The 24770-nt window shown below is 62.7% G+C and carries 21 protein-coding genes; 11 read left to right on the plus strand and 10 right to left on the minus strand.

Features of this window, described 5'->3' with window-relative positions:
* Nucleotides 1–57: 57 nt before the first annotated feature.
* The gene (locus JQ641_RS26370; RefSeq protein ID WP_211998793.1) at nucleotides 58–693 is read right to left on the minus strand and encodes a helix-turn-helix domain-containing protein; all 636 of its coding nucleotides are present in this window, start codon (nucleotides 691–693) and stop codon (nucleotides 58–60) included.
* 227 nt (nucleotides 694–920) lie between these two features.
* Between JQ641_RS26370 and JQ641_RS26375 the strand changes: the two genes are divergently transcribed.
* From JQ641_RS26375 to JQ641_RS26400, 6 genes are read left to right on the plus strand one after another with little or no spacing between them, the layout of a single operon-like run.
* On the plus strand, nucleotides 921–2618 hold the full coding sequence (locus tag JQ641_RS26375; RefSeq protein ID WP_211998794.1) for a peptide ABC transporter substrate-binding protein: 1698 nt from the start codon (nucleotides 921–923) through the stop codon (nucleotides 2616–2618).
* 26 nt (nucleotides 2619–2644) lie between these two features.
* The gene (locus tag JQ641_RS26380) at nucleotides 2645–3595 is read left to right on the plus strand and encodes an ABC transporter permease (protein ID WP_211998795.1); all 951 of its coding nucleotides are present in this window, start codon (nucleotides 2645–2647) and stop codon (nucleotides 3593–3595) included.
* A 3-nt stretch (nucleotides 3596–3598) separates the two neighbouring features.
* Nucleotides 3599–4474: an ABC transporter permease gene (locus tag JQ641_RS26385; RefSeq protein WP_211998796.1), complete on the plus strand. Its 876-nt coding sequence runs from the start codon at nucleotides 3599–3601 to the stop codon at nucleotides 4472–4474.
* Nucleotides 4475–4516: 42 nt separating this feature from the next.
* A complete protein-coding gene (locus JQ641_RS26390; RefSeq protein ID WP_211998797.1) occupies nucleotides 4517–5845 on the plus strand; it encodes an NAD(P)/FAD-dependent oxidoreductase in 1329 nt (442 codons plus the stop codon).
* 23 nt (nucleotides 5846–5868) lie between these two features.
* Nucleotides 5869–6795 carry a 2-hydroxyacid dehydrogenase gene (locus tag JQ641_RS26395; RefSeq protein ID WP_211998798.1) on the plus strand — a complete coding sequence of 309 codons (927 nt, stop codon included), beginning with the start codon at nucleotides 5869–5871 and terminating at the stop codon, nucleotides 6793–6795.
* A 23-nt stretch (nucleotides 6796–6818) separates the two neighbouring features.
* On the plus strand, nucleotides 6819–8705 hold the full coding sequence (locus tag JQ641_RS26400) for an ABC transporter ATP-binding protein (protein ID WP_211998799.1): 1887 nt from the start codon (nucleotides 6819–6821) through the stop codon (nucleotides 8703–8705).
* 33 nt (nucleotides 8706–8738) lie between these two features.
* Here JQ641_RS26400 and JQ641_RS26405 read toward each other — a convergent pair whose 3' ends face one another.
* The 5 genes from JQ641_RS26405 to xoxF5 form a co-directional block, all read right to left on the minus strand.
* On the minus strand, nucleotides 8739–13574 hold the full coding sequence (locus JQ641_RS26405) for an NAD-glutamate dehydrogenase (RefSeq protein ID WP_211998800.1): 4836 nt from the start codon (nucleotides 13572–13574) through the stop codon (nucleotides 8739–8741).
* A gap of 437 nt (nucleotides 13575–14011) precedes the next feature.
* Entirely contained in the window at nucleotides 14012–14581 is a 570-nt protein-coding gene (gene gfa, locus JQ641_RS26410; RefSeq protein WP_211998801.1) for an S-(hydroxymethyl)glutathione synthase, read from the minus strand.
* Nucleotides 14582–14616: 35 nt separating this feature from the next.
* Entirely contained in the window at nucleotides 14617–15726 is a 1110-nt protein-coding gene (locus JQ641_RS26415) for an S-(hydroxymethyl)glutathione dehydrogenase/class III alcohol dehydrogenase (protein WP_211998802.1), read from the minus strand.
* 67 nt (nucleotides 15727–15793) lie between these two features.
* A complete protein-coding gene (locus JQ641_RS26420; RefSeq protein ID WP_211998883.1) occupies nucleotides 15794–16282 on the minus strand; it encodes a c-type cytochrome, methanol metabolism-related in 489 nt (162 codons plus the stop codon).
* Between the two features lie 109 nt (nucleotides 16283–16391).
* A complete protein-coding gene (gene xoxF5 / locus JQ641_RS26425) occupies nucleotides 16392–18197 on the minus strand; it encodes a lanthanide-dependent methanol dehydrogenase XoxF5 (RefSeq protein WP_211998803.1) in 1806 nt (601 codons plus the stop codon).
* Between the two features lie 413 nt (nucleotides 18198–18610).
* Between xoxF5 and JQ641_RS26430 the strand changes: the two genes are divergently transcribed.
* Nucleotides 18611–19579: a helix-turn-helix domain-containing protein gene (locus JQ641_RS26430; RefSeq protein WP_192736685.1), complete on the plus strand. Its 969-nt coding sequence runs from the start codon at nucleotides 18611–18613 to the stop codon at nucleotides 19577–19579.
* 163 nt (nucleotides 19580–19742) lie between these two features.
* Nucleotides 19743–20135, plus strand: a complete 393-nt coding sequence (locus tag JQ641_RS26435) for a hypothetical protein (RefSeq protein ID WP_211998804.1) — start codon at nucleotides 19743–19745, stop codon at nucleotides 20133–20135.
* Between the two features lie 8 nt (nucleotides 20136–20143).
* Here the strand turns inward: JQ641_RS26435 and JQ641_RS26440 are convergent, their stop codons facing one another.
* Nucleotides 20144–20398 (minus strand): hypothetical protein, encoded by a 255-nt coding sequence (locus tag JQ641_RS26440; protein ID WP_211998805.1) that lies wholly within the window; start codon nucleotides 20396–20398, stop codon nucleotides 20144–20146.
* Between the two features lie 160 nt (nucleotides 20399–20558).
* Between JQ641_RS26440 and JQ641_RS26445 the strand changes: the two genes are divergently transcribed.
* Nucleotides 20559–20903: a hypothetical protein gene (locus JQ641_RS26445; protein ID WP_211998806.1), complete on the plus strand. Its 345-nt coding sequence runs from the start codon at nucleotides 20559–20561 to the stop codon at nucleotides 20901–20903.
* Nucleotides 20904–21014: 111 nt separating this feature from the next.
* On the opposite strand, the gene JQ641_RS26450 is transcribed toward JQ641_RS26445, so the two are convergent.
* Genes JQ641_RS26450 through JQ641_RS26460 form a run of 3 tightly spaced genes read right to left on the minus strand, consistent with a single transcriptional unit; the run spans nucleotide 21015 to nucleotide 23028 of the window.
* Nucleotides 21015–21626: a hypothetical protein gene (locus tag JQ641_RS26450; RefSeq protein WP_211998807.1), complete on the minus strand. Its 612-nt coding sequence runs from the start codon at nucleotides 21624–21626 to the stop codon at nucleotides 21015–21017.
* 2 nt (nucleotides 21627–21628) lie between these two features.
* The gene (locus JQ641_RS26455) at nucleotides 21629–22261 is read right to left on the minus strand and encodes a hypothetical protein (protein ID WP_211998808.1); all 633 of its coding nucleotides are present in this window, start codon (nucleotides 22259–22261) and stop codon (nucleotides 21629–21631) included.
* On the minus strand, nucleotides 22258–23028 hold the full coding sequence (locus JQ641_RS26460; protein ID WP_211998809.1) for a MotA/TolQ/ExbB proton channel family protein: 771 nt from the start codon (nucleotides 23026–23028) through the stop codon (nucleotides 22258–22260). Before JQ641_RS26460 ends, JQ641_RS26455 begins: the two co-directional genes overlap by 4 nt.
* A gap of 349 nt (nucleotides 23029–23377) precedes the next feature.
* Here JQ641_RS26460 and pqqA point away from each other — a divergent pair, with 349 nt between their 5' ends.
* On the plus strand, nucleotides 23378–23458 hold the full coding sequence (gene pqqA, locus JQ641_RS26465; protein ID WP_192736930.1) for a pyrroloquinoline quinone precursor peptide PqqA: 81 nt from the start codon (nucleotides 23378–23380) through the stop codon (nucleotides 23456–23458).
* A 361-nt stretch (nucleotides 23459–23819) separates the two neighbouring features.
* A complete protein-coding gene (locus tag JQ641_RS26470; protein ID WP_211998810.1) occupies nucleotides 23820–24686 on the plus strand; it encodes a DUF6662 family protein in 867 nt (288 codons plus the stop codon).
* Nucleotides 24687–24770: the final 84 nt, after the last annotated feature.

Raw genomic sequence — 24770 nt, forward strand, 5'->3', positions numbered from 1 at the left:
CGCAGAATCGCGTGAGACGTTGCGACGCTCACAGTGTCGGCGGCCGCACCGCGCACGTCAACCAGTAGGCGGATCGGTTCGGCGCAGCGTCGTTACCCAGATGACGCGCGCTACCTGCTGCGTCGGATTGTCGAACATGTGCGGCACGATGCTCGGGAAGCGGAAACTGTCGCCCGCCTCCAGGACATGGGCTTCGTGGTCGAGCCACAGACGCAGGCTGCCCGACAATACGTAGCCCGCCTTTTCACCGGTGTGCTGGAAGAAGTCGGTGCCCGACGAGCCGCCGGGGTTGAGCGTGAGTTCATAGAGTTCGAGTTCACCCTTCTCCGCAGGGGTGAGCGCTTCCTTGACGACGCCGCTGGCGGTGAGCCGAAGCAGCCGACGGTCATTCTTCCGAACGATGTAGCGCTGCGGCTCGCCGGCGTCGGTTGCTCCGAAGAAATAGGAGATCGGCACGTCGAGCGCGATGCTGAGGAGACGCAACGTGCGCACGGAGGGCATGGCGAGCGCGCGTTCGAGCTGGCTGATCATGCCGGTGGACAGCCCGGTGCGTTTGGCGACGTCCTGAATCGAGAAGCCTGCGCGCTGGCGCAGCAGCCGCACGGTTTCGCCGAGACGCCGCTGATCGACCGCGTCGTCGCTTTCGATCGCCTGGGCGTTCTTCGGAACGCCCGCGCCGCTGCGGCCACCCATGTCGTTCTCCATATCTCGCCGCCCAACCTTTTCGTGCCGGCACCAAACGCGATCAGTCCTACTAAACTGACCAGTCATACCATCATTACGATTGACTCGATTATTTAGCTGTGATGAAATTTCTGTGCAAATATTTAGAAATGCTAAAGTTCGATCAATCCCCTCCATTGCCGGGTTTTCACCCGGAAGTGGGGAAACGACGCCTCGTGCGGAAACGGAGAGGGTTCATGGCGGACAAAATTGGCAAGTTCGACGTTCCAGCGCTGGGCCATCTGAACCCCGTCATACCGAACCGCCGGCAGTTCATGCTGCTCGGCGCCAGTGCCGCGGCCGGACTGACCGTTTCGACTTCCGCCTTTGCCCAGACCGAACGTCCCGGCAATCCGCCCGCCAAGCCACGCGGGCAGGTGATCGCGGCGCTGTCGCAGGAGCCGACCGTCTTTCATCCCCTGATGCCCGGTATCGAGGTCGATCAGGGCGTTTGGTGGCAAGTCTTCTCGCCGCTGTGGTTCATCGATCCCGATGGCAACTTCGTTCCTGACCTGGCCCGCGAAGTCCCCACCATCGAGAACGGCGGACTGTCGGCCGACGGCCTGACCTGGAAGATCAAGCTGCGCAGTAACGCCAAGTGGCATGACGGCACGGCGTTTACGGCTGATGACGTCAAGTTCTCGCTCGAGCTGATCAACAACACGGATTTCCGCGCGCGCAACCGCGTCGGCCATAACCTGGTCAAGGACATCAAGGTCGTCGCGCCCGACGAGGTTCACTGGCGCATGGAGGCGCCGTATTCGCCCTATATGTCGATCCTGTCGCTGACCTGCATGGTGCCCAAGCACATCCTGGAGAAGGTGTCGGATCCGAACAGCTCGCCGTTCCACAATGCGCCGGTCGGGACCGGACCGTTCCGTTGGGGCGAGCGCGTGCCTGGCGACCACATCCTGTTGCACGCCCATACCGGCTACCACGGCAAAGGGCCTTATCTGGAGCGCGTCGTCTTCAAATACATCCCGGACCTGACCGTCCTGTACACCCAGTTCCGCACCGGCCAGGTCGATTACACGGGCTTGCAGGGAATCCTGCCAAACTTCGTGCAAGAGGCGAAAACATTGCGCGGCCGCAAGATTTTCGTGTCGTCGACGGCCTCGGTGGAGCATGTCGCGCCGAATCTGGATTTCGGTCCATTCACCGACCGCACGGTGCGCGAGGCGCTTTATCTCGCGATCAACAAGAAGGCGATCATCGACGCGCTCAATTACGGCCTGCCGACGCAGACCGAGAGTTTTGTGCCGCAACAGGCCTGGTCGTTCCAGCAGGGCCTGCCGCAGCACAGCTACGATCCGGCGAAGGCAAATGCGCTGCTCGATGCGGCGGGATGGGTCCGCGGCGCCGGCGGCATCCGCGAGAAGGGCGGCGCCAAGCTCGAATTCACCAATTCGACCACGTCCGGCAACGCCGTGCGCGAACAAACCCAGCAACTGCTGATTCAGGACTGGCGCGCGATCGGCGCCGCGATGCGCGTGAACAACATGCCGGCTGCGGTGATCTGGGGCGAGTTCTGGCAGCAGTCGAAGTTCAACTCGGTCCTGGTGTCGGTGAACTTCATGCTGGGCAGCGATCCGGACGTGACGCCGCGCTTCGGCTCGGGCGCCATCCCGGCCAAAGGCGGACGCGGCTTCAACACCTATCAATACCAGAGTCCGGAGGCCGACCGGCTGCTCGCCGAAGGCGCCAAGCAGTTCGATCTTGCCAAGCGCAAGGCGATCTATGGCGACCTTCAGAAGTTGATCCGCAACGACCTCGCGGTGCTGCCGCTGTTCCAGGGCACCATCACCGAGGGCGTCAAGGAAGGCTTGCAAGGCTTCCGGCACAACATCAACGCCTCGTCCAACTGCTGGAACATCCGCGAATGGTACTGGACCTGACGCGTCTGATCCGGGGGATTGCCTGAATGGCCCGTTACGTCGCCAATCGCCTGATGCAGGCGATCATGTTGCTGGTGATTGTCTCGGCGCTCGGCTTTGCGATCCTCCATCTGGCGCCTGGCGGCCCGCTCTCGCAATTCGCCGCCTCGGCGCAAATGACGCAGGAGGACCTCGATCGCGTCACCAAACAGCTGGGCCTCGATCGTCCGCTGCCGATCCAGTATCTCGACTGGTTCGGGCGCATGGTCAGAGGCGACTGGGGTCGCTCCTATCGGGACGGCGAGCCCGTGCTGTCCGTCATCGGCTCGCATCTCGGCGCCACGCTCGAACTGATGGCGACCGCGACCCTCATCGCGGTTCTGCTCGGCTGCTGGATCGGCGTGCTTGGCGCCGTGCGCCGCTATTCATTGTTCGATTCGCTGGCAACCGTCGGCGCCATGATCGCGCTTTCCATTCCGACGTTCTGGTTCGGGCTCGTCACGATCTATCTGTTTTCGGTGAAGCTCGGCTGGCTGCCGTCCGGCAACCGGCACACGATCGGCGACGGCTCATTTCTCGATCTCCTGCATCATCTGATCGCACCGGCCGTGGTGCTGGCGCTTGTCGAGACCGCCATCTGGGGACGCTTCATGCGCTCCTCCATGCTCGAAGTCATCAACCAGGATTACATCCGCACGGCGCGCGCCAAGGGGATGCCGGAGTGGCGCATCCTGACGGTGCATGCCTTGCGCAACGCCCTGCTGCCGATGATCACAGTTGCGGGCCTTCAGTTTCCAACATTGCTCGGCGGCGCGCTGGTCACCGAGACCGTGTTCACCTGGCCCGGCATGGGCCGGCTGTTCCTCGATTCCATCGGCTATCGCGATTATCCGGTCGTGATGGGCATCCTGATGTTTTCGGCCATGATGGTGCTGATCGGTTCTCTTCTCGCCGACATCCTTTATGCCGTCGTCGATCCTCGGATCAGGGTGGGATAGGCGATGAGCACCGCAGCCTTGCAGACCGTCCAACTTGCTCCAGGCCAGGCCGCCTGGCAGCGCTTCCGCCGTCATCGGCTCGCCTTGGCGGGTGCCGTGACCATCGTCATCCTCGTGCTGGGTTCGGCGTTCGGCCCTTATATTTTGCCGTTCGACGACACCTATATCGACATCATGAAGCGGTTCGCGCCGCCATTGTCGGGAGCCCACATACTCGGCACTGACGAGCTCGGCCGCGATGTACTGGCGCGGCTGATGATGGGAGGTCGCGTGTCGCTCTCCATCGGCATCGTCGCCATGACCATCGCCATGGCGGTCGGCATCCTTGTCGGCGCTTTCGCGGGTTTCTACGGCGGCGTCATCGGCGCCGTGCTGATGCGGTTCGTCGATGCCGTGCTGTGCTTCCCCGCGATCTTTCTGTTGCTGGCGCTGGCGGCGCTCACCGAGCCGGGCCTGATGACCACCACCTTGCTGATCGCGGCCACCGCGTGGATGAGCGTCGCCCGCGTGGTGGAAGCGCAGGTCCGTTCGCTTCGCGAACGCGAGTTCGCGATCGCCGCCGTCGCCTTCGGTTCGTCCAACCTGCGGATCATGTTCCGCGAACTCGTGCCCAACGCGATGGCGCCGATCGTGGTTGCGGCCACGCTCAACGTCGCCAAGGCGATCCTGCTCGAATCCTATGTCAGCTATCTCGGATTCGGCATTCAGCCGCCGGCCGCGAGCTGGGGCAACATGCTCAACAATGCGCAGATCTATATGACGAGTGCGCCCTGGCTTGCGATCGCGCCGGGCGTTGCCATCACGCTGGCCGTGACCAGCTTCAACTTCCTCGGCGACGGACTGCGCGACGCGCTCGATCCGCGCATGAACATCCCATAAGGAGCCGTCCGGCTTCGATCAACGCTACTGTAGGAGAGTCTCATGTCCCCGCCACTGAGCCGCATCACAAGCGACGAACGCTTGCCGGCGCAAGCCGATGTCGTCGTCATCGGTGGTGGCGTCATCGGCGTTTCGGCGGCCTATCATCTGGCGAAGAAAGGACACTCCGTCGCGCTGATCGAGAAGGGTCATGTCGGCGCGGAGCAGTCGAGCCGCAACTGGGGCTGGTGCCGTCAGCAGGGCCGTGCCCGCGCCGAGATCCCGCTGGCCCGCGAGGCGCTGCGGCTGTGGGAGGACATGCAGAACGACGCCGGCGTCGATGCCGGGTTTCGACGCACCGGTGTCATGTTCCTGACCAAGAACCCGCAGGAACTGGCCGCATGGGAGAAGTGGGCCGAGATCGCCCGCGAACAGCAGGTTCATTCGACGGTCCTGTCGGCGGCCGAGGTCGCCGAGCGCGTGCCCGGCAATGCCGATAGCTGGGTCGGCGGTTTGCACACGCCGAGTGACGGGCGCGCCGAGCCTTCGATGGCGGTGCCGGCGCTCGCGGCCGCCGCGCGCAAGCACGGTGTCACGATTCACCAGGGATGTGCCGCGCGCGGGCTCGAAACCCAGGGCGGACAGGTGAGCGCGGTCGTCACCGAGAAGGGGGCTATTCGCACGCAGTCCGTGCTGCTGGCGGGTGGCGCGTGGTCGTCGCTGTTTTGCCGGCGCCACGGCATCGAGCTGCCGATCGGCCTCGTCAACGCCACCGCGTGCCGCACCACGCCGGCGCCGGAAATCACGATGGGCGCGCTCGGCACCGACTTCTATTGCATTCGCCGCCGCCTCGATGGCGGCTTCACGCTGGCGCTGCGCGGCCGCGGCACGGTGGAAGTGTCGCCGGATCTGTTTCGCTATGCCAAAACTTTCTGGCCGACCTACAAGCAGCGCCGCAAGGGACTGAAGCTGTCGTTCGGAAAGTCGTTTTTCGATCAGATCATGCGCGGCACCAGCTGGAGCCTCGACAAGCCTTCGCCGTTCGAAACCGAGCGGGTGCGCGATCCCGCGCCTGACATGTCGCTGGTCACTTCGGCGCTCGCGGCGCTGATCAAGTCGAATCCTGATTTGAAGGGCATCGAAGTCGCGGAGGCCTGGGGAGGCACAATCGATACGACGCCGGACACCATTCCGGTGATTTCGCGTGTCGATGCGATGCCGGGGTTTTTCCTCGCGACCGGCTTCAGCGGTCATGGCTTCGGCATTGGCCCGGCAGCCGGCAAGCTCGCTGCCGATCTCGTCACGGGCGAAACACCGCTGGTCGATCCGGCGGCCTACAGCCATACGCGCCTCATCGACGGCCGGCCGCTGGCGCCGGTCAGCCTGTTCTAGCGGCATCGGATCGGCCCCGCGCCATGACATTCCTCTACAAGGCGAACGCGACCCGCGGGCTGGAATGGGCCCACCATTTTGCGGCGCGCGCCCCGGAGCTGCCGTTCCGGCTTTGGCCCGATGTCGGCGATCCGGCAGAGGTGCGCTATCTCGCGGTGTGGAGCCCGCCGGAAAACATCGCCGCAACCTTCCCCAATCTCGAACTCATCTTCTCGGTCGGCGCAGGGGTCGATCAATTCGATTTCTCGCAGATCCCACCCCATGTTCCGCTGATCCGCATGCTGGAGCCCGGCATCGCGGAGGGCATGGTTGAGTATGTCACCATGGCCGTGCTTGCGCTGCACCGTGATCTCCTGCACTTCATCGCCCAGCAGCGCGAGCAGACATGGCGCGAGATCCGGGTCACGCCGGCTGCGAAACGACGTGTTGGCGTGATGGGCCTCGGTCTGCTCGGTCAGGCGGTGCTCGAACGGCTCAAACTATTCGGCTTTCCGCTTGCGGGGTGGAACCGCTCCCCACGCACCATAGAGGGTGTCAGTTGTTATGCGGGCCGGGAGACATTGCCCGATTTCCTCGCGCAGACTGACATCCTTGTCTGCCTGCTGCCGCTGACCGATGAAACCCGCGGCATCCTGAATATGAGTCTGTTCGAGGCGCTGCCGCGTGGTGCTCAACTCGTCAATGTCGGGCGGGGCGGGCATCTGGTCGAGGCAGACCTCATTGCGGCTCTGGAGCGCGGCCTGTTGTCGTCAGCCGTTCTCGACGTCGCCAAACCCGAGCCGTTGCCGGCGGGCCATCCGTTCTGGAGCCATCCGCGCATTCTCCTTACGCCACATATCGCCAGCATGACGACGCCGGAAGCGGCGGTCGAATTCGTACTCGATACCATCGCTCGCCACCGCCGCGGCGAAGCCCTGCCGGGTCGTGTCGATCATGACCGCGGCTACTGAAACCGTGCATTGAAAGCTTCAGGATGAGCATTGGCCCAAGCGGACTTGACCCTCTCGCCACCGGCGTGAAGCCGGCCCAGGCGGCGGGTTCGCCGGTGCTGTCGATCTCGGGTCTGACCACCTCGTTCACGCGCGAGGGGCAATGGATTCCCGTCGTCCGGAACGTATCGTTCGACGTTGCCGCGAAAGAGACGGTGGCGATCGTCGGGGAATCTGGTTCGGGCAAGAGCGTCACGGCTCTCTCCATCATGCGGCTGATTCCGCAAGAGAACGGCCGCATCGAGGGCAGCATCAAGCTGGCGGGCCGCGATCTCCTGACGCTGCCTGAACAGACCATGCAGGATGTGCGCGGCAACGAAGTTGCCATGATCTTCCAGGAACCGATGACCAGCCTCAATCCGGTGCTGACCATCGGCTTCCAGATCGCCGAAGCGCTGATCTACCATCGGGGCATGTCGCGCGCGGCGGCCGAGGCCGAGACCGTTCGTTTGCTCGAGAGGGTCCGCATCCCGGCGGCGAAGTCGCGTTTCCATGAACATCCCCATCGCTTCTCCGGCGGCATGCGCCAGCGCGTGATGATCGCCATGGCGCTGGCTTGCAGACCGAAGCTGCTCATCGCCGACGAGCCGACCACCGCGCTCGACGTCACGATCCAGGCGCAGATCCTCGAGCTCCTCAAGGTTCTGCAGGAAGAAGAGGATATGTCGATCCTCTTCATCACCCATGACATGGGAGTGGTGGCCGAGATCGCGGACCGCACCGTGGTGATGTATGACGGCCAGGCGGTCGAGGCCGACAGCACTGCACGGATCTTCGCCGCGCCTTCGCATCCTTATACCCGCGCGCTTCTCTCCGCCGTGCCGCGTCTCGGCTCCATGGAGGGGCGGGCGCGGCCGATGCGATTTCCGATCGTCGACAAGGTGACGGGAACGTCGGATGAACCGACGGAGACGCCCGATACCGTCGCCGCATCAGAGCGGCCGGTGCTCGACGTCGCCAACCTGACCACGCGCTTTCCGATCCGCTCCGGCCTGTTCGGCAAGGTCTCGGGCCGCGTCCATGCGGTGGAGAACATATCCTTCAGCGTGCACGCCGGTGAAACACTGGCGCTTGTCGGTGAGTCCGGCTGCGGCAAGTCGACGACGGGACGGTCCATCCTCAAGCTGGTCGAGCCGGACAGCGGCTCCGTGCGGGTCGATGGCGAGGATGTCCTCGGCATGGGTGCCTGGGCCCTGCGCGCCTTGCGCAAGCGCATGCAAATCGTCTTCCAGGATCCGTTCGCGAGCCTCAATCCGCGCATGTCGGTCGGCTCGGCGGTCGCCGCGCCGCTCTATGCCCATGGACTGGCTTCTTCGTCGCAAGCGCGCGACAAGGTTGCCGATCTGTTGGTTCGCGTCGGACTGACGGCAGATATGGCGTCGCGCTTTCCGCACGAGTTCTCCGGCGGGCAACGCCAGCGCATCTGCATCGCCCGCGCGCTGGCGCTCGGGCCCAGGCTGATCATCGCCGACGAGGCGGTCTCGGCGCTCGACGTCTCGGTCAAGGCGCAGGTGGTCAATCTGATGCTCGACCTTCAGGCGAGCATGGGTCTTGCCTATCTGTTCATCTCGCATGACATCGCGGTGGTCGAGCGGATGAGCCACCGTGTTGCTGTCATGTATCTCGGCGAAATTGTCGAGATCGGACCCCGCGCGGCGGTGTTCGGGAATCCGCAGCATCCCTATACCAGGAAGCTGATGGCGGCGGTGCCGATCCCCGATCCGGCGCGCCGCGCCGAGAAGCGCGGTGTATCCAACGACGAAATCAAAAGTCCGGTGCGCGCGCCCGACTACCAGCCTCCGGTTCGCCAGTACCGCGAGGTCACGCCGGGCCACGTCGTCCAGGTTTGGGACGAAGAATGGTCGGGCTGACCGGTATCCCGAATCGCTTGTGAGCGCGCCTGCTCAACCTTTCACCATATCCCCGAGCAAGTTCGCCGCCACCGTCAGCTTCGCGAGCGTCAGGCCGCTGGCTACGATCTCCTCGACCGAGCGACGGATGCGCGTCGCTTCAGGATGAGCCGCCAGCCAGTTCTCGGCGGCCTCCTGGCCGCATTGGCCGGTTGCCAGCATGTCCGCAGCCAGTCTTCTTTCGGCGGCTGCGATCTGGTCAATGGCGCGATCAATGGCGAGACGTTCGTAATTATCGTTGGCCGGGACGCTGCGTGCCGCGGCGATAAGGCGATCGAGACGGAAATTAGCCTCGGCAGCGAAGAAGGTAGCGGCGGCGTCGCCGATGGTTCGGCTGGTGCGCTCCGCTACAGTCACGATATCCGGCGCCGAGACCAAGGCGTCGAGATCGGCGAACTCGCCTGCGACGTCGGCTGGGACGCCGGCATCGATCAGGTCCTGCCGTCGCTTGCCGCGCCCGGCCAGCAAGTCCTCCGGAAGGGTCTTGTCGAGTCCAGCGACGATCTCGCGGATGCTCGGGCCGAAGCGCGCGATGACCGGGTCCAGGCCGGCCTTGAAATCGACGTTGCGCACATACCAGACCATACGGGAGAGCAGGAGATCCTGAAGCGCCGCGTAGAGGGTAAGCTGCAATTGCCCGTCGATGCGGGTGTCGAGCGCATCGATCGCGTCGTTCAGCCGCTTCAGACCGTAGGATTCGTCCACCGCTACGAAGGCCATGACGACGGTCGACACCTCGGCGTCCGTCTCGTCGATCAGGCGCACGACACACGCCGGGCCGCCGCGATTGATGACGGCATTGGCGAGATTGGTGGCGATAATCTCCCGTCGAAGGCGATGCTGCTCCACTGCAGCGGGGAATTTGTCCTCAAGCTCGCGCGGGAAGTACTGAGACAATTCGCGGGCAAGATACGGATCGTCAGGTACGCTGGCGGCGAGCAGGTCGTCGTAAAGCGTCAGCTTGGCGTAAGCGAGCAGTACGGCAAGTTCCGGCCGGGTCAGGGATTGGCCGCGCCGGGCGCGTTCGGCGATCGCTGCGTCGTCGGGCAGGAATTCCACAGCGCGGCTGAGAAGGCCGCGCTGCTCGAGCGACTGCATCAGGCGCATGAGGAAGCCGGTCTCTGCCAAGCCCTTGCGTTCGGCCAGAGAAAGCGCCAGCGTCTGCAGATAATTGTTGCGCAGCACCAGGACGCCGACCTCGTCGGTCATCGCGGCCAGCAGGCTGTTGCGGTCAGCCGCACTGAGGTGTCCCTCGCGCTCGGGGCGCGCCAGCGCGATCTTGATATTGACCTCGACGTCGGAGGTGTTCACGCCGGCCGAATTGTCGATCGCGTCGGTGTTGAGCTTGACGCCTTTCTGCGCGGCCTCGATGCGGCCGCGCTGGGTCACGCCGAGGTTGGCGCCCTCGCCGATCACCCGGGCGCGGATATCGGCGCCGGTGACGCGGATCGGATCGTTGGCGCGATCGCCGACCTGATCGTCGTTTTCTCCCGACGCGCGGATATAGCTGCCGATGCCGCCGAACCAGAGCAGGTCGACGCGCGCTTTCAGAATCGCCGTCATCACCTCGAACGGCGTGGCTTGCGGCTTGTCGAGATCAAGCAGGGTGCGCACTTCCGGGGCGAGCGCAATGGCCTTGAGAGAGCGCGAGAACACGCCGCCGCCCTGTGAGATCAGCCCCTTGTTGTAATCCTGCCAGCTCGACCGCGGCAGGTTGAACATGCGCAGGCGTTCGGCGTGGCTGACGGCCGGGTCGGGCGAGGGATCGATGAAGATGTCGCGGTGATCGAAAGCCGCGACCAGCCTGGTCGCCGGCGAGAGTAGCATGCCATTGCCGAACACATCGCCGGACATGTCGCCCACGCCGGCGACGGTGAACGGCATGGTCTGAATGTCGGTGCCGAACTCGCGGAAGTGACGCTTCACCGCCTCCCAGGCGCCGCGCGCCGTGATCCCCATCTTCTTGTGGTCATAGCCCTGGCTGCCGCCGGAGGCGAAGGCATCGCCGAGCCAGTGGTTCTTCTCGGTCGAGATCGCGTTGGCGATGTCGGAGAAGGTGGCGGTGCCCTTGTCGGCGGCGACGACGAGGTAGGGGTCGTCGCCGTCATGCCGCACGGTGGAGTCGGGCGACACGATGTCGTCGCCGTCGAGATTGTCGGTGAGTTCGAGCATGGAGCGGATGAAGATGCGATAGGCTTCGGTGCCTTCGGCCATGAAGGCGTCGCGATTGGAGGGCGGCGGCAGGCGTTTTGGCACGAAGCCGCCCTTGGCGCCGACAGGCACGATCACGGCGTTCTTGACCTGCTGGGCCTTGACCAGGCCGAGGATCTCGGTGCGGAAGTCTTGCGGCCGGTCAGACCAGCGCAACCCGCCGCGTGCGACCTTGCCGAAGCGCAGATGAATACCTTCGACACGCGGCGAATAGACGAAGATCTCGTAGAGCGGCCGCGGGGCCGGCAAGTCCTCGATCTTGCGCGCGTCGAACTTGAACGAGATCACCGGACGCGGATGTCCGTCCTGGCCGATCTGCCACAGATTGGTGCGGATGGCTGCCTGCACCAGATTGGTGAAGCGGCGCAGGATGCGGTCTTCGTCGAGCGAAGCGACGGATTGGAGTTGCTCCTCGATCTCGGTGAGGAGGGTCGCTTCACGCGCCGAGCGCTCGGCGTCGGTGGCGGCGAGGCGCGGATCGAGGCGGGCCTGGAACAGCGCGACCATGCTGGCGGTGATCGCGGTGTTCTTGCGCAAGGTCTCCCACATGTAGTCCTGGCTGAACGGCGCGCGGATCTGGTGCAGGTAGCGGGAGAGCGCGCGGATGGTCGAAACCTCGCGCCAGCTCAGGTCCGTACGCAGGATGAGGGCGTTGTATCCGTCGGATTCGGCCCGATCGCCGACCACCGCCATGATCGAGGCTTCCAGACGATGGCCGAATTCCGAGCTGATCACGATCGGCTTGCCGTCATTGGCCTCGATCGTCATGTCGTGCAGCCATACCGGCGCCGGCGCCGGCATGGCGCGAGGCACGATCTGATAGGTGCGCTCGTTGACGACGCGCAGGCCGTGATGTTCGATCACCGGCACCCGGTACGACAGCGACAGGGGCGCGCCAAGCGAGAAGACCTTGAGACCGAAGCGTGTTGGATCGTCCTCGCCGTCGATGCGGTGGGCCGAAATCGCCACCGGCCGCGCCGGGGTGAGCTTTTCGATGGTGGCGATATCGGCAATCGCCTGCGAGGTGCCGAAAGCCTCGGTGTAGCCGCCAGTGAAGGCCTGGGCGTAACGGTTGGCGAGCATGCGCGCTCGCATGCCGTCGGTGGAGGCGGCGAGCGCCGCTTTCAGCTTGTCACCCCAGGTCGCGGCGATGGTGCTGATCTCGGCTTCCAGCGTCGCGCGCTCGACGACGGGCGTTTTGCCCTCATAGCGCCCGATGATGTAGTGGACGCGCGCAAGCGATCCCTCGGGGAAGGAAGCGTATGAGGCGGCCACGCGCCCCTTGTAGACCTGCGCCAGGAAGTCCGCGACGCGCGTGCGCACATCGGTGTCATATTTCTCGCGCGGAATGAAGACGAGGATGGAGACGAAGCGGTCGAACTTGTCGGCCCGTGCCAGCGCCCGCACGCGGGGACGCTCATAGAGCGTCAGGACATCCATGACGAAATTGTAGAGCGTCGTGGCATCGAGCTGGAAAAGCTCGTCGCGTGGATAGTCTTCGAGGATATGCAGGACCGCCTTGCCTGAATGACTGGCCGGGTCGAAGCCGGCGCGCTGCAACACCTGCTCGACCTTGTGGCGGACATAGGGGATCTGCCGCGCCGAGCGGGTATAGGCACCCGAGGTGAACAGGCCGACGAGGCGCAACTCGCCCTCGAGCCGCCCGTCGGGCGCATAGAGCTTGATGCCGACATAATCCATGCGGACGCGCCGATGAACACGGCTGTTCACATTGGCCTTGACCACCATCAGGACGGTCGGCTCGCGCATGAATTCGCGGATTTCCGGCGTCATGACCACCATTTCGGCGCCGCGGCGAAGAACCTTCACATCGGGGTCACGCAGGATGCCGAGGCCTTCGCCCGTGCTGATGTCGTCCGGCGCATCGGCGTCGGGCGAGAATCGATATTCGCGCAAGCCCAGGAAGGTGAAATTGTCGGCGCACAGCCATTGCAGGAACTGGTTGGCTTCGGCGACCTCGTCGATCGGCAGCGGCGGCGGATTGGAGCGGAAGGTCATGATCGCCTGCTCGACCCGGGCGCGCATGGCCCGCCAGTCGGCGACGCAGGCGCGCACGTCGCTGAGCGTCCTGGTCAGGCCCTCGATCAGCTTCTGGCGGTCGGCTTCGGCGTCCAGGCGGGCGATGTGGAAATGGATCAGGCTTTCGCGTTCGCCCTTTGCTCCCTCGGGCAGCGCTTCGCCGTAGAAATGCACCAGCTTGCCTTGCTCGTTGCGCTCCACGGCGATGATCGGGTGGGCGACCAGCGTGACCTCGATGCCCCGCTCGGCGAGCTCGGCCATGGTGGAATCGAACAGGAAGGGCATGTTGTCGTTGAGAACTTCGAGCACGGAAATCTCGCGCCCGTCGGGCATCATCGGATTGACGACACGGATGTCGGCACGGCCCGTGGTGCGTTGCTGCACATGCTCCCAGGCCTGTTCCGCCAGGAAGGCCAGGGAGGCCGCATCGTAGTTGGCGAGGTCCTCGAGATTGGTATGGCCGAACAGATGCTCGGCAAAGGATCGGGGCGCCTTGCCCGGCTGCACATTACCCGCGGCTTCGTGGATCAGGGTCGCCCGGGCCTTGTCGTCACGCCATGACGCCATAAGGTCCTCCATTTCTCTCGCCGTCTGACCGCAGCCGCGATCGTTCGCTGGATTCTGGAGTGCATCTCTTTGGGCGCATCGCTTTTGGCCGGGGATTGTACGCGCAATCCCGGTCTCGGAGTCTCAGCAGCCCTTGATGATTATGCCATCAAATCTCGGGAAATGCATCTTCAGTATGCGTTCCGGCCGACTTCGAGAGGGCTTGACTTGCTGGCAGGTCGGTTATCGGAGGTCGGGAAAGGTCACCCGCCGCGGCGCATTCGCGCGAGCCTTGCTGGTACAGCTTACGAACGAGGAATTCCTGCAGCAGGGGGTGGGGCGCTCCGCCGTTACCAAATGCTTGCGATTTCCAGCGTCAAACTACGGTCTTCGAGGCCGAATCTCGCGCGGCTGATCGCGGCTCCGCCGGTGGCAGTAAAGCTCACCGGCGGTCGCAGACGATTGCAGGGTCAGGCTGCTTTGGCTTTCGATTTCGCCACGTGGGTAGCGATCGCATCCATCAGCGGCGGAGACAGGCAATCATAGGGCTCGAGCCCGAGCTCTGTGAGGCGCGATCTGATCCCCGCCATATCAGACGGAGCGACGCCGGCTTCGATCACGGACGATACAAACGCGGCAAACCCGGGTGCCGCCGAACCGGCTTCCTGGAATAGTTCGGGGTGGATGAAGTCGAGGCCGTAGAAGGGATGTCCCTTGTTCTCGATCCGCCCGTACATATGCGTGCCGCAGGCCTTGCAGGCGTGGCGTTGGATGGCTGCCGACGCGTCGACAATTTGCAGCTTGTCGCCGTTTTCCAGCACCGACACGTTTTCGCGTGGCACGACCGCCACCACCGAGAAGGTTGCTCCGGCCGGCTTCCAGCATTTGGTGCAGCCGCAGGCGTGGTTGTGGGCGACATCACCCTTGATGCCGACCTTGACCGCCTTGTCCGCGCATTTGCAGGCAAGGGTGCCGCCGGCAAAGCTGCCCGATCCTTTCTTGACGCCGTTGTCGACCGATGGGTGGATGTGAACAGTCATGGGCCTATCCTCCTTATGTTTGACGTTCTTTGGCTTTAGAAAACGACGACCGAACGGATCGACTTGCCCTCGTGCATCAGATCGAAGCCCTTGTTGATCTCCTCCAGCGTGAGGACGTGGGTGATCATCGGGTCGATCTCGATCTTTCCGTTCATGTACCAGTCAACGATCTTCGGGACATCGGTACGGCCGCGCGCGCCGCCGAACGCAGTTCCTTTCCACACCCGGCCGGTCACCAGCTGGAACGGCCGGGTCGCGATTTCCTTGCCGGATTCCGCCACCCCGATCACGACAGAGACACCCCAGCCGCGATGGCACGCCTCGAGCGCCTGGCGCATCACTGTCGTGTTGCCGGTGCAGTCGAAGGTGTAGTCGGCGCCGCCGTCGGTGAGCGTGACCAGATGCGCAACGATGTCGCCGCCGACCTTGGTCGGGTTGACGAAATGGGTCATGCCGAAGCGACGGCCCCATGCTTCCTTGCTATCGTTGATGTCGACCCCGATGATCTTGTCGGCGCCGACCATTTTGGCGCCCTGAATCACGTTGAGTCCGATTCCGCCAAGTCCGAACACCACTACGTTGGCGCCCGGTGTAACCTTGGCGGTGTTGACCACCGCGCCGACCCCGGTCGTCACGCCGCAACCGATGTAGCAGCTCTTGTCGAACGGGGCGTCTTCGCGGATCTTCGCCAGCGCAATTTCCGGCAGCACGGTAAAGTTCGAGAACGTCGAGCAGCCCATGTAGTGGAAGACGGGCTTGCCCTTGTAGCTGAACCGCGACGTGCCGTCGGGCATCACGCCCTTGCCCTGCGTGGCGCGAATTGCAGTGCAAAGGTTCGTCTTTTGACTGAGACAGCTTTTGCACTGGCGACATTCGGGTGTGTAAAGCGGGATCACATGGTCGCCCGGCTTCAGTGACGTGACGCCCGCGCCGACCTCGCGAACGACGCCGGCGCCCTCATGGCCGAGGATCGAGGGGAAGATTCCCTCGCTGTCGAAACCGTCAAGCGTGTAGGCATCCGTGTGGCAAATTCCGGTCGCCTTTATCTCGACCAGGACTTCGCCGGCTTTCGGGCCTTCCAGATCGACTTCCACGATCTCGAGAGGCTTTTTGGCTTCAAAAGCCACGGCAGCGCGCGTCTTCATTCTCAACTCCACTTTTCGTCTTGAGGGCGCTGCAAGGACACCTGTCCCCCGCGCTCACTCCGGATGATCATTTCTTGCCCATGCAGGAATTCTCCGCCTCGGTGTAGGCGTCAGGCTTGTCTTCCTTCTTGGCAGGACGCACGCGTCCGACCGCGTTATTGGCGCGGGCGCGCAGATAGATGTAGAGGTCGTCCATGTAGCAGGCGACGTTCGGATTATCGCCGAGCGCCGGCATCACGTTCTCCTGCGACGAACTCACGTTCTTGCGGCCGCTCGCGACAACGCCGACGAAGTCTCCGTAGCTCATGGTCTTGACCGAATCCGTGAGGGCGGGGGCGTAGGTCGATCCCATCCCGTCGGGGCCATGGCAGACATGGCATTCAGAGTGATAGCGGCGGTATCCGGAATAGGTGTACCAATCCACCGTACCGTCAGGGGCGACCTTGAAGGTCGGGGTGCCTTCCTTGTCGAAGTACTTTCCGTCCTCGGACTTGACGGCAGTCGGATCGACCGCGTCTGCAGCGAGAGTAATTCCGCCAGATACCACGAAGATCATCGCGGCACCCACAAACCAGATTGTACGCAAGAGCTTGTCCTCGGGATTTGTTGGGAAGTGCTCCGGCGCATGGAGCCAGTCCATGCGCCGGAAGGGTAGATCGTTCAGTTTACTGCGGCAGGGCGAATACGGTCAGTGATCCGCCAAGCGCCGTGTAGTTGCTAAGCGCAGCGTAGCCGCCGACCGCGCCGAGACCATCGGTCGGATCGGTCAGACCGGCCGCAAGGCCGATGCCTGCCCAGCCACCGACGCCGGACAGAATTGCGACATACTGCCGGCCGCCCTGCTCATAGGTCGTGACGTTGCCGATGATGCCGGACGGGGTCCTGAACTTGTAGAGTTCCTTGCCCGTCTTGGCATCGACCGCCTTGAGGTAACCTTCGAGCGTTCCGTAGAACACCACGCCGCCGGCGGTGGCGAGCGCACCGGACCACACCGAGAACTGCTCCTTGTTCGACCACACGATCTTGCCGGTCTTGTTGTCCCAGGCAATGAAGTTGCCCATGTGGGATTCGCCGGGAGGCGGGTACATCGAGAGCGTCGCCCCGACATAGGGCTGGCCTGCGGTGTAGCTCACCTTGAACGGCTCATAGTCCATGCAGACGTGGTTGGTCGGCACATAGAACAGCTGGGTGTCCGGCGAGTAGGCTGCCGGCTGCTCGTCCTTGGTACCGAGCGCGGCCGGGCAGATGCCCTTGGTATTCTTGTCCTCGCCGGTCTGTTCTGTCGAATATTGACTGACGACCTTGGGACGGCCGTAGGTCGGCGAGCTCTTGTTCATGTCGACGCCGGTGGTCCAGTTGACCTTCGGATCGTACTTTTCGGCGACAAGCAATTCACCGTTGACGCGGTCGAGCGTATAAGCGAGCCCGTTGCGGTCGAAATGGGTGAGAAGCTTGCGCTCCGCGCCATTGAACTGCTGGTCGCTCAGGATCATTTCGTTGACGCCGTCATAGTCCCATTCATCATGGGGCGTCATCTGGTAGACCCAGCGGGCCATCCCGGTATCGGCATTGCGCGCAAAAATGGTCATTGACCACTTGTTGTCGCCCGGGCGCTGCTTCGGGTTCCAGGTCGAGGGATTTCCCGAGCCGTAATAGACCATGTTGAGCGCGGGGTCATAGGACAGCCAGCCCCATGTGCAGCCGCCGCCGATCTTCCACTGATCGCCTTGCCAGGTCTTGATGCTCGAGTCCTTGCCGATCGGCTTGCCGAGATCGGTCGTCTTCTCGGGGTCGACCAAGAGCTGATCATCCGGCCCTTCGGAGAAGGCCCGCCACACCTGCTTGCCTGACTTGAGATCGTAGGCGGTGACGTGACACTGCACGCCGAACTCGCCGCCGGAGATGCCAACCAGGACCTTGTCCTTGATGACGAGCGGTGCGGAAGTGCCGGTTGCGCCCTTGCCGGGATCACCGTTCTTCACCGACCACTCAAGTTTGCCGGTCTTGGCGTCGAGAGCGACCAGCGTGGTGTCGGCCTGGTGCAGGAAGATCTTGCCGTCGCCGTAGGCTACGCCACGGTTTACGGTGTCGCAGCACATCACCGGAATGACGTTCGGATCCTGCTTCGGCTCGTACTTCCAGACGATCTGTTGGTCCTTGGATAGGTCAAGGGCATAGACCTTGTTTGGGAACGGGGTGTGGACGTACATCATGTTGCCGATGATGAGCGGTCCGCCTTCGTGGCCACGCAGCACGCCGGTCGAGAAGGTCCAGGCGACCTGGAGCTTGCCGACATTGGCTGCCGTGATCTGGTTCAGTTTCGAGTAGCGTGTATTGGCGTAGTCGCCTGCCGGCATCACCCAATCCTTCGGGTTCTGCGACATTTTGATCAATTCCTCGTTGGCTACGGCGCTGCCCACGGCGAACGCCGCCATGGAACCAAAACAAGTTGCAAATAGCAGTCTGCGCATTGCGTCCTCCCACTGATGAAGCCTAGGTACCGCCGAGGTGGCGGCCCACTTTTTCGATTTTGTCCCGTATCTTTATCCCGTTCGGGAATGGGAAACTTGCCCAAGAGGGAAGGGCATTTGCTCCAAAGCGAACCTCGGCGAACTTTCTGTTTTCTCCCGAAATCGCTGTGGGCGTTGCCACACATAAGGCAGCGGTTTGGGCCGCCGCTGTGCGGCGCACTACGACGGATGTCGCACGGTCGAGGCGAACCTTCCCCTTGACGGCGCAGAAACTAAGTCGGAGGATTGTCAAGTGGATGCCGGGACATACGTTGCTTAGGCAACAACGACCGTTCTAAATTGAGGTAAATCAAACTTCACCGTGACCGAGTCTCCCGCGGCAACAGTTACGTTTCTCGAATCGGTGGCTGGAAATGGTTGATACGCTCCACTCGCTTACCACTTCGGGATTGTCGCCGAAGAAGCAGATCCAGTGCTGGTCGGATGCACTGACGGATCTTTGCGGCCAATTTGACATAGATCCGTTGAAAGCTTCGTCGCTCGAAGCGCGTGTCAACTACACGACGGTCTCAAAACTGAAGCTCTGTCAGATCGAGGTCAGCCAGCATCGCATCGCGCACACCGTGTCCCGTTCAAAAGCCAGCGAGCATCCCTACGTCAAGATATTGTTTCAGACGCACGGCGTTTCCTATTTCGAGCAGGAGGGCCGGCGTATCGATCTGATGCCCGGCGATTGTCTTGCCTACGATGTATCCTGTCCGCATACGATCGTCAGTCCGGCGCTGACGCGGCATGAAGTCGTCATCGTGCCGAAGGCGCTGCTGCAGGAGCGCGGCTTCCATACGGCGCGGATGTCGGCGTGCAAGCTCTCGGCGCGCACGGGCACCGGCCGCATTGCCTATGACTTCGTTCATGCCGCATTTGACCAGGCTGCCAGACTGTCGCCGAACAACGCGGTCGTCGTCGCCGATTCGCTGATCGATCTGTTGCTGTTGCCGCTGCGCGAAGCGGACGCGAGTTTCGATCGCGGCGGCCCCGAGGCGATGTATATTCGCGCTCAGGCCTTCATCCGCGAACATCTGCGCGATCCTGATCTGTGCATCGATCAGATTTCCGCCGCACTGGGCTGCACCAAGCGTTATCTGCACATGCTGTTCAGCGACCGGGGCATGACCGTCAGCGATTATATCTGGCAGGCACGGTTGCAGAACTGCCGTCACGAACTGGAGACGCACGGCGGCAAGACCGTCACGGATGTCGCATTCTCATGGGGCTTTTCGAGTTCGTCCCACTTCAGCCGGGTCTTCCGCAGGTATTTCGGCATTGTTCCGTCTTCGATCCAGAAGGCGCAGCACAGCAGCCCGGCTCCAGACGCTTCCTGAGTTCCTCAACTCTCCTGATCTGAACCCGATCCGTAGATCGAAGCTCCGATAGCGCAGCGGCTCGTCGCCCAGTCGGAGCCTTGCTTGGCCCGGTTCCATACGGGCTTTTGGCGGCACGAACATTGCTTTGATCATCCCGCCGGAGAACACAGGAGCGGGACGGATGAAGCGAATCATCCTTTTTCTCGGAATTTTCGGTTGTTCCGTTACAGCGCTCGGCGCGCGCGACCTTGGTCAATGGGAAAACGCGGATCCTGCGATCCGGCAGTGGTACCAATCGCTGATGCAGCCCGATGCTCCCAGCGCATCTTGTTGCGGCGAGGCCGACGCCTACTGGGCCGATGAGATCCACGTTCGGGATGGCAAGACCTACGTGCGCATTACCGATGACCGGCCGGATGAACCGCTCGGCCGGCCCCACGTCAAGAACGGAACGGAAATCGAAATCCCGCACTACAAGCTCAAATGGGACCAGTCGAATCCGACCGGGCACGGCGTCGTTTTCATGAACCGCAACGGTCACGTGTTCTGTTACGTCCAGCCCGGCGGCGTATGAGCGCTTGATCAGCCCATCGGAACATGCGGACAGATGCTCGGCCGCTTCTGGGATCCACGCTTGTCGATCGGCACATTGCAATTGTCGATCCGCTGCTCATCCATCCATTTCCTGCCGAGCCGCTCCTTGCCGGTCAGTGTTGCAGGCGGGTTTGCCGAGGCCGGTGCCGGCTGCTTGAGTTGCCTGTTGTCCTGGGCCTCGACCGCTGGCGCGAGGCAAATCGCGAGGAAGGCCCCGATCGTTCCGCAGATCAATGGTCGCATGTGACTAGCCTCGCAAATTGTAGACACTGATCGGAAACATGAGTTGCGCCCGATTAAACAACAGCGAGATTCGACCCGCCACCCGGAACCCGTGGCCTCCGAACCGGTTGCTCCTCCGTCCTGACGTGCTGGGGCGCACGGCAGCTCCAAGGAGGATCAGATGAACACGAAACGACTCATTCTCGCGGCTTGCTCGATCGCTATTTTGAGCATCGGCAGCGCAATGGCTGCCCCGTGCGACACCACCGGTCGCGCCGCAAATCTGAAGGACGCGGGTTCCGGACCCGCATCGGTTGGCACCGGCCAGACCACCGGCATGGCTTCCGATGCCAAGGAACACGCGCCAACCAGCACGATGAATCGTGCAGCCAGCGATGTCGCAGCGTCTTCGCAGGATACGCAAAAGCAGATGCAAGGTCAGCCGACGGCGGCGCAGCAGGCCCAAGGCGCCAAGTCTGATCAGCACAAGTCTGATCAGCAAATGGCCGAAAAGGCTTGTGATTAGGCCAGCTGTAATTAAGCCGGGACCGCCGATGGTGATCGGCTGCGGCTAGCCGCGACAGAACAGTGGTGTTCGGTGTGCTCACTGACCGGCACGCCGCCGCGTCGATCAGCTTCAGGGCCCGTCCTTGGGTGGAAGAATCGGAGCGGGTAGCGGCGCGAATTCGATGTTGCCGGCTTCACCGGTCAGGAACGATAGATCGAGCGGGCCGCCGCTCATCGGATCGCCGCCCGGTGCAGCCGTCGGGCGAAGCGTTGAGACATCCGCGGGACCTTCCGGCGCGGGTTGTCCATTGCCGGATCCGTAATCGGCCGCGCGTCCGCCCTGCGGATGGCCTTTCATGATCTCGTCGCGCGCCGCGGTCACCTTGTGCGCGAGTGCCGCGGAATAGGGCAGGCGATGGGCCCGCGGCTGACCGCTCGGAAGATTGGCGGCATCGAGTTCCTCGACCCAGATATGCACCGCGCCGGGATCGCGATCGAGCGGGTTCGGCTCGACGACCCGCGCCCACAACAACTGGAACTGCGACGGCAGCGGTGCGGGCGCCGACCAGCCGGCCAGGCCTTCGATGCGGAAGAACGCCACGCAGTAGTAGACGCTGGTGACAAGCACGGCCGCTGCCTTGAGCTGCCAGGATACGCGAGCGCGCAGCACAAATATCAGCAACAACGCCGCCAGCAGCGCGTAGGCGATCGACAGACCCAGGATTTCCTTCTGCAATTCCATGGTCAGCCACTCTTGCTGAGCCGGTTGCGCAGCGTCTGCAGCAGCGACTTTTCGTGATGGTTGACGTCGACGATGCCGCCGCTGGCGTCGATCGAAAAGCGGACGGCGGTGCGTTCGGTGCCCGCGCTTTGCATCACCATCTTGTCGTAGTGGACGACCTGAACCGTTGGATTGAGCTTCTCGACCTTCACCGAGACCGGCACGGGTTCGCGGCCCATCGCGATAAAATGGTAGATATTAACGGTGTATTCGCCGGCGACGATGCCGCGGATGCTGACCGTCTCCTGGCGGATCGGCGACAGCACCTTGCGGCCGTTGACCAGAATGAAATCATTGGCGCCACCACGATCGTCGCGGTCGAGCAGCATGAATCCAGCCTCGCGCCGTCGATACCAGACCATGTTGCCAAGCGGGTCCTGGACGAACATGTCGAAGTCATCAGGATGCTGGTCGGGCCAGGCCATCGTGACCAGGAATTCCGCCTTGCTGTCGATCTTGCCATCCTTTGCCTCGGGCGCGATGGCCAGCAATGCGACGAAGAACAGGAAGGCGAGGACCTGTAACGCCTTGAACAGCATGACCGCGAACGGATCGAACGGCTCCTCCTGCGGCATGAGGTCATATTCGTCGATCATTCCGCCGCCTCGGGTCGATTCTCCAGGATCGAAACCACGCGGACTTCCGTCAGCCCGACGGCGAAGGCAAACAGCTTCGCGGTCGCATCGTCGAGCATGTAGTACTGGATCCTGACGAGGATGGAACCGACGAGACCGGCGAGCGTCGTGTACATGGCGACCGCCATGCCGTCGCTCATCAGATTCATCGAAGATCTGACCGTGCTGCGGTCGCTGGGATCTAACCCTGCAATTGGCGCCAGCATCATGATGAAGCCGATGATCGTGCCGAGCAGGCCCAGCTTCATCAGCGTGTCGCTGGCGAAGGCGCCAAACTGGTTGGAGCCGCGGAGCCGGCTGGCCAGCCCGCGCAGCAGCAGCGTCTGATCGAGCTTCCGGGATCCCTGCAGGCGTGCCTTGACGGCAAGGTCGCGAATGTGAGCCGCGACCAGACCGGTTGGAAGCTGGCCGGCGCCTTCGACGACGACGGCGTCGCCGTCAAGATCAAGGCGCCCCGATCCAGACGCGATCAATGCGCCGGTGCGGCGCGCCGCATCGCCCTCGCGTGCGATCACGATCGTGCGCCACAGGCAGTGTAGCGACGTCGCAAAATAGAGCAGAGCGATGATCGGCGAAAGATAGGTACGATCGCCAGCGACCATCTGCCGAACGAGGCCGAAGCGCCACAAAAGAAAGAACGCAAAAATCCACAGCCCGGTGAAGACCAGCCATCGCAACAGAGGCCCGCGGTCACCAAAAGAATCAAGATCGCCACTCGCCGTTGGCATCCGGACACCTCGACCCAAGAACCTGGACCCAAGAACCTCGACCCAAGAGAACGCCAACCTTCCACATGTCGCATGGGCAGGCAAACCGAATTCGTCAAATGTCGATTCAAGCGTCCGTTGGGCACAAGGTCTTTCACGGCCCGTGCGCTATTGCGCTCATGCCGCGAGACGATCCGGTGTTCCGCATTTGCCCAAGAGGGAAGTAACTTTGTCCGAGAGAGAAATTTCGAGCGTAAGTGCGGCAATCCAGCGTTGTGCGGTCGATGTTCCGTACTTGCGCTGCGTCCGGGGCCGCCCTAGGTTCTGCCCCGGCGTGAACGTCGCGCCAAACTAGTTGGGAGGACCCCGAATGACTTGGAAGACTCCGAAAATCGTCGAAGTGTCGGTGGGCATGGAAATCAACATGTACGCCTGCGCATCGCGCAAATAGACTGCATCGAAACGTTCTGCCCGGCTCTGGCTGCACTCTGCTGCTACGAGCCGCGGCAGGCGTCCGGTTCAAGATCCAGTCCGGCTCGAGATTTAGTCCGGCTCAATATTTCAGAACATCGCATCGCGAAATCACGCAGCGTCCAACTCCCTTTGCATTGATCGGCGCCGTCAGGCTTCTTGCAGAAGAAGCTTGTCATTCCATTTTCCCTCATTGGCGTCCTCGCGCCGGCACCTTCTGCCATGGCCGGAATTCAGGGATTACGCCTTCCGATTCCTTGGCCGTCGCCATCTGCGCCATGCTAAGGTGCCGGCAGTGACGCCTCGTTCATTCCCGTCGTTTTCATTCCTGTGGCTCGTGGATGCCAATTCGTTCCAACACCTGCCGGGCGGCATTCGTCTGTCTCTCCGTGCTGCTTCCGGGTGCTGTTTGCGCGGAGGGCATTGATACCGAGCATCTGTTCGGCTTCATGATCGGCACGGATATCGGCAGTGTCGGCGAGCGCGAGCTGCAGAGCGAGACCACCGGACGATTTTCCAAGAATGGCGGAAAGTATCGCGCGATCGGGCAGGAATTCGAATTGGAATTCGTGCCTGCCAAAAATGTTCGGGTGGAGTTGGGAACCAGCTTTGCGTCCCATTACATCCGCGGCGTTCCCGGTCTGGAGGATCGGCGCCAGTTGTCGTGGGAAGGCGTGTCGGTGGACCTGCGCTACCGGTTTCTCGATCGGGACGCGGCCCCATTTGGCTTTACCGTCGCGGTAGAAAGCCACGGCAGCCGCATTGACGAGACTACGGCAGCGGCGGTGCGAAGCTACGGGGCGGGACTAACGCTGGCGTTCGACCGCGAAATAATTCCGAACGTCGCCGTCGCTGCAGTCAATCTGATCTACCAGCCGGAATGGACGCGCGTTGTCGGCACCGGAGCCGCAGAGCAGGAATCGACCATCGGCGCTGCGCTCGCCTTGATGGTGCAAACACGTCCGGGTTTCTTTCTCGGCGGTGAAGCACGCTACCTGCGGCAATATGAAGGGATCGGGTTGCAGGAACTCGCAGGCCAGGCACTGTTTGTCGGGCCCACGGCCTATTTTCAATTGTCGCCGCGCTCACGATTGACCGCGGCCTGGAGCGTTCAGGCATGGGGACGTCCGGCCGGATCGAATGCGGCGCTCGATCTCGTCAACTTCGAACGCCATCACGCGCGGCTGATTTTCGGCGTTAACTTTTGAGCCTGTGCGGCTAACACGAGGTCGCCGGGTACCGGATTTTCGCGGTTTGGTGAAACTTTTCGCTGCCTGCTACGTAGCTGTTTG

It is taken from the genome of Bradyrhizobium sp. JYMT SZCCT0180, from assembly GCF_018130165.1.
Taxonomy (GTDB): Bacteria; Pseudomonadota; Alphaproteobacteria; order Rhizobiales; family Xanthobacteraceae; genus Bradyrhizobium.

Coding starts and splice junctions, on each gene's coding strand:
- JQ641_RS26370 (WP_211998793.1), bottom strand. CDS start 693: ATGGGTGGCCGCAGCGGCGCGGGCGTTCCGAAGAACGCCCAGGCGATC.
- JQ641_RS26375 (WP_211998794.1), top strand. CDS start 921: ATGGCGGACAAAATTGGCAAGTTCGACGTTCCAGCGCTGGGCCATCTG.
- JQ641_RS26380 (WP_211998795.1), top strand. CDS start 2,645: ATGGCCCGTTACGTCGCCAATCGCCTGATGCAGGCGATCATGTTGCTG.
- JQ641_RS26385 (WP_211998796.1), top strand. CDS start 3,599: ATGAGCACCGCAGCCTTGCAGACCGTCCAACTTGCTCCAGGCCAGGCC.
- JQ641_RS26390 (WP_211998797.1), top strand. CDS start 4,517: ATGTCCCCGCCACTGAGCCGCATCACAAGCGACGAACGCTTGCCGGCG.
- JQ641_RS26395 (WP_211998798.1), top strand. CDS start 5,869: ATGACATTCCTCTACAAGGCGAACGCGACCCGCGGGCTGGAATGGGCC.
- JQ641_RS26400 (WP_211998799.1), top strand. CDS start 6,819: ATGAGCATTGGCCCAAGCGGACTTGACCCTCTCGCCACCGGCGTGAAG.
- JQ641_RS26405 (WP_211998800.1), bottom strand. CDS start 13,574: ATGGAGGACCTTATGGCGTCATGGCGTGACGACAAGGCCCGGGCGACC.
- gfa (WP_211998801.1), bottom strand. CDS start 14,581: ATGACTGTTCACATCCACCCATCGGTCGACAACGGCGTCAAGAAAGGA.
- JQ641_RS26415 (WP_211998802.1), bottom strand. CDS start 15,726: ATGAAGACGCGCGCTGCCGTGGCTTTTGAAGCCAAAAAGCCTCTCGAG.
- JQ641_RS26420 (WP_211998883.1), bottom strand. CDS start 16,282: ATGATCTTCGTGGTATCTGGCGGAATTACTCTCGCTGCAGACGCGGTC.
- xoxF5 (WP_211998803.1), bottom strand. CDS start 18,197: ATGCGCAGACTGCTATTTGCAACTTGTTTTGGTTCCATGGCGGCGTTC.
- JQ641_RS26430 (WP_192736685.1), top strand. CDS start 18,611: ATGGTTGATACGCTCCACTCGCTTACCACTTCGGGATTGTCGCCGAAG.
- JQ641_RS26435 (WP_211998804.1), top strand. CDS start 19,743: ATGAAGCGAATCATCCTTTTTCTCGGAATTTTCGGTTGTTCCGTTACA.
- JQ641_RS26440 (WP_211998805.1), bottom strand. CDS start 20,398: ATGCGACCATTGATCTGCGGAACGATCGGGGCCTTCCTCGCGATTTGC.
- JQ641_RS26445 (WP_211998806.1), top strand. CDS start 20,559: ATGAACACGAAACGACTCATTCTCGCGGCTTGCTCGATCGCTATTTTG.
- JQ641_RS26450 (WP_211998807.1), bottom strand. CDS start 21,626: ATGGAATTGCAGAAGGAAATCCTGGGTCTGTCGATCGCCTACGCGCTG.
- JQ641_RS26455 (WP_211998808.1), bottom strand. CDS start 22,261: ATGATCGACGAATATGACCTCATGCCGCAGGAGGAGCCGTTCGATCCG.
- JQ641_RS26460 (WP_211998809.1), bottom strand. CDS start 23,028: ATGCCAACGGCGAGTGGCGATCTTGATTCTTTTGGTGACCGCGGGCCT.
- pqqA (WP_192736930.1), top strand. CDS start 23,378: ATGACTTGGAAGACTCCGAAAATCGTCGAAGTGTCGGTGGGCATGGAA.
- JQ641_RS26470 (WP_211998810.1), top strand. CDS start 23,820: ATGCCAATTCGTTCCAACACCTGCCGGGCGGCATTCGTCTGTCTCTCC.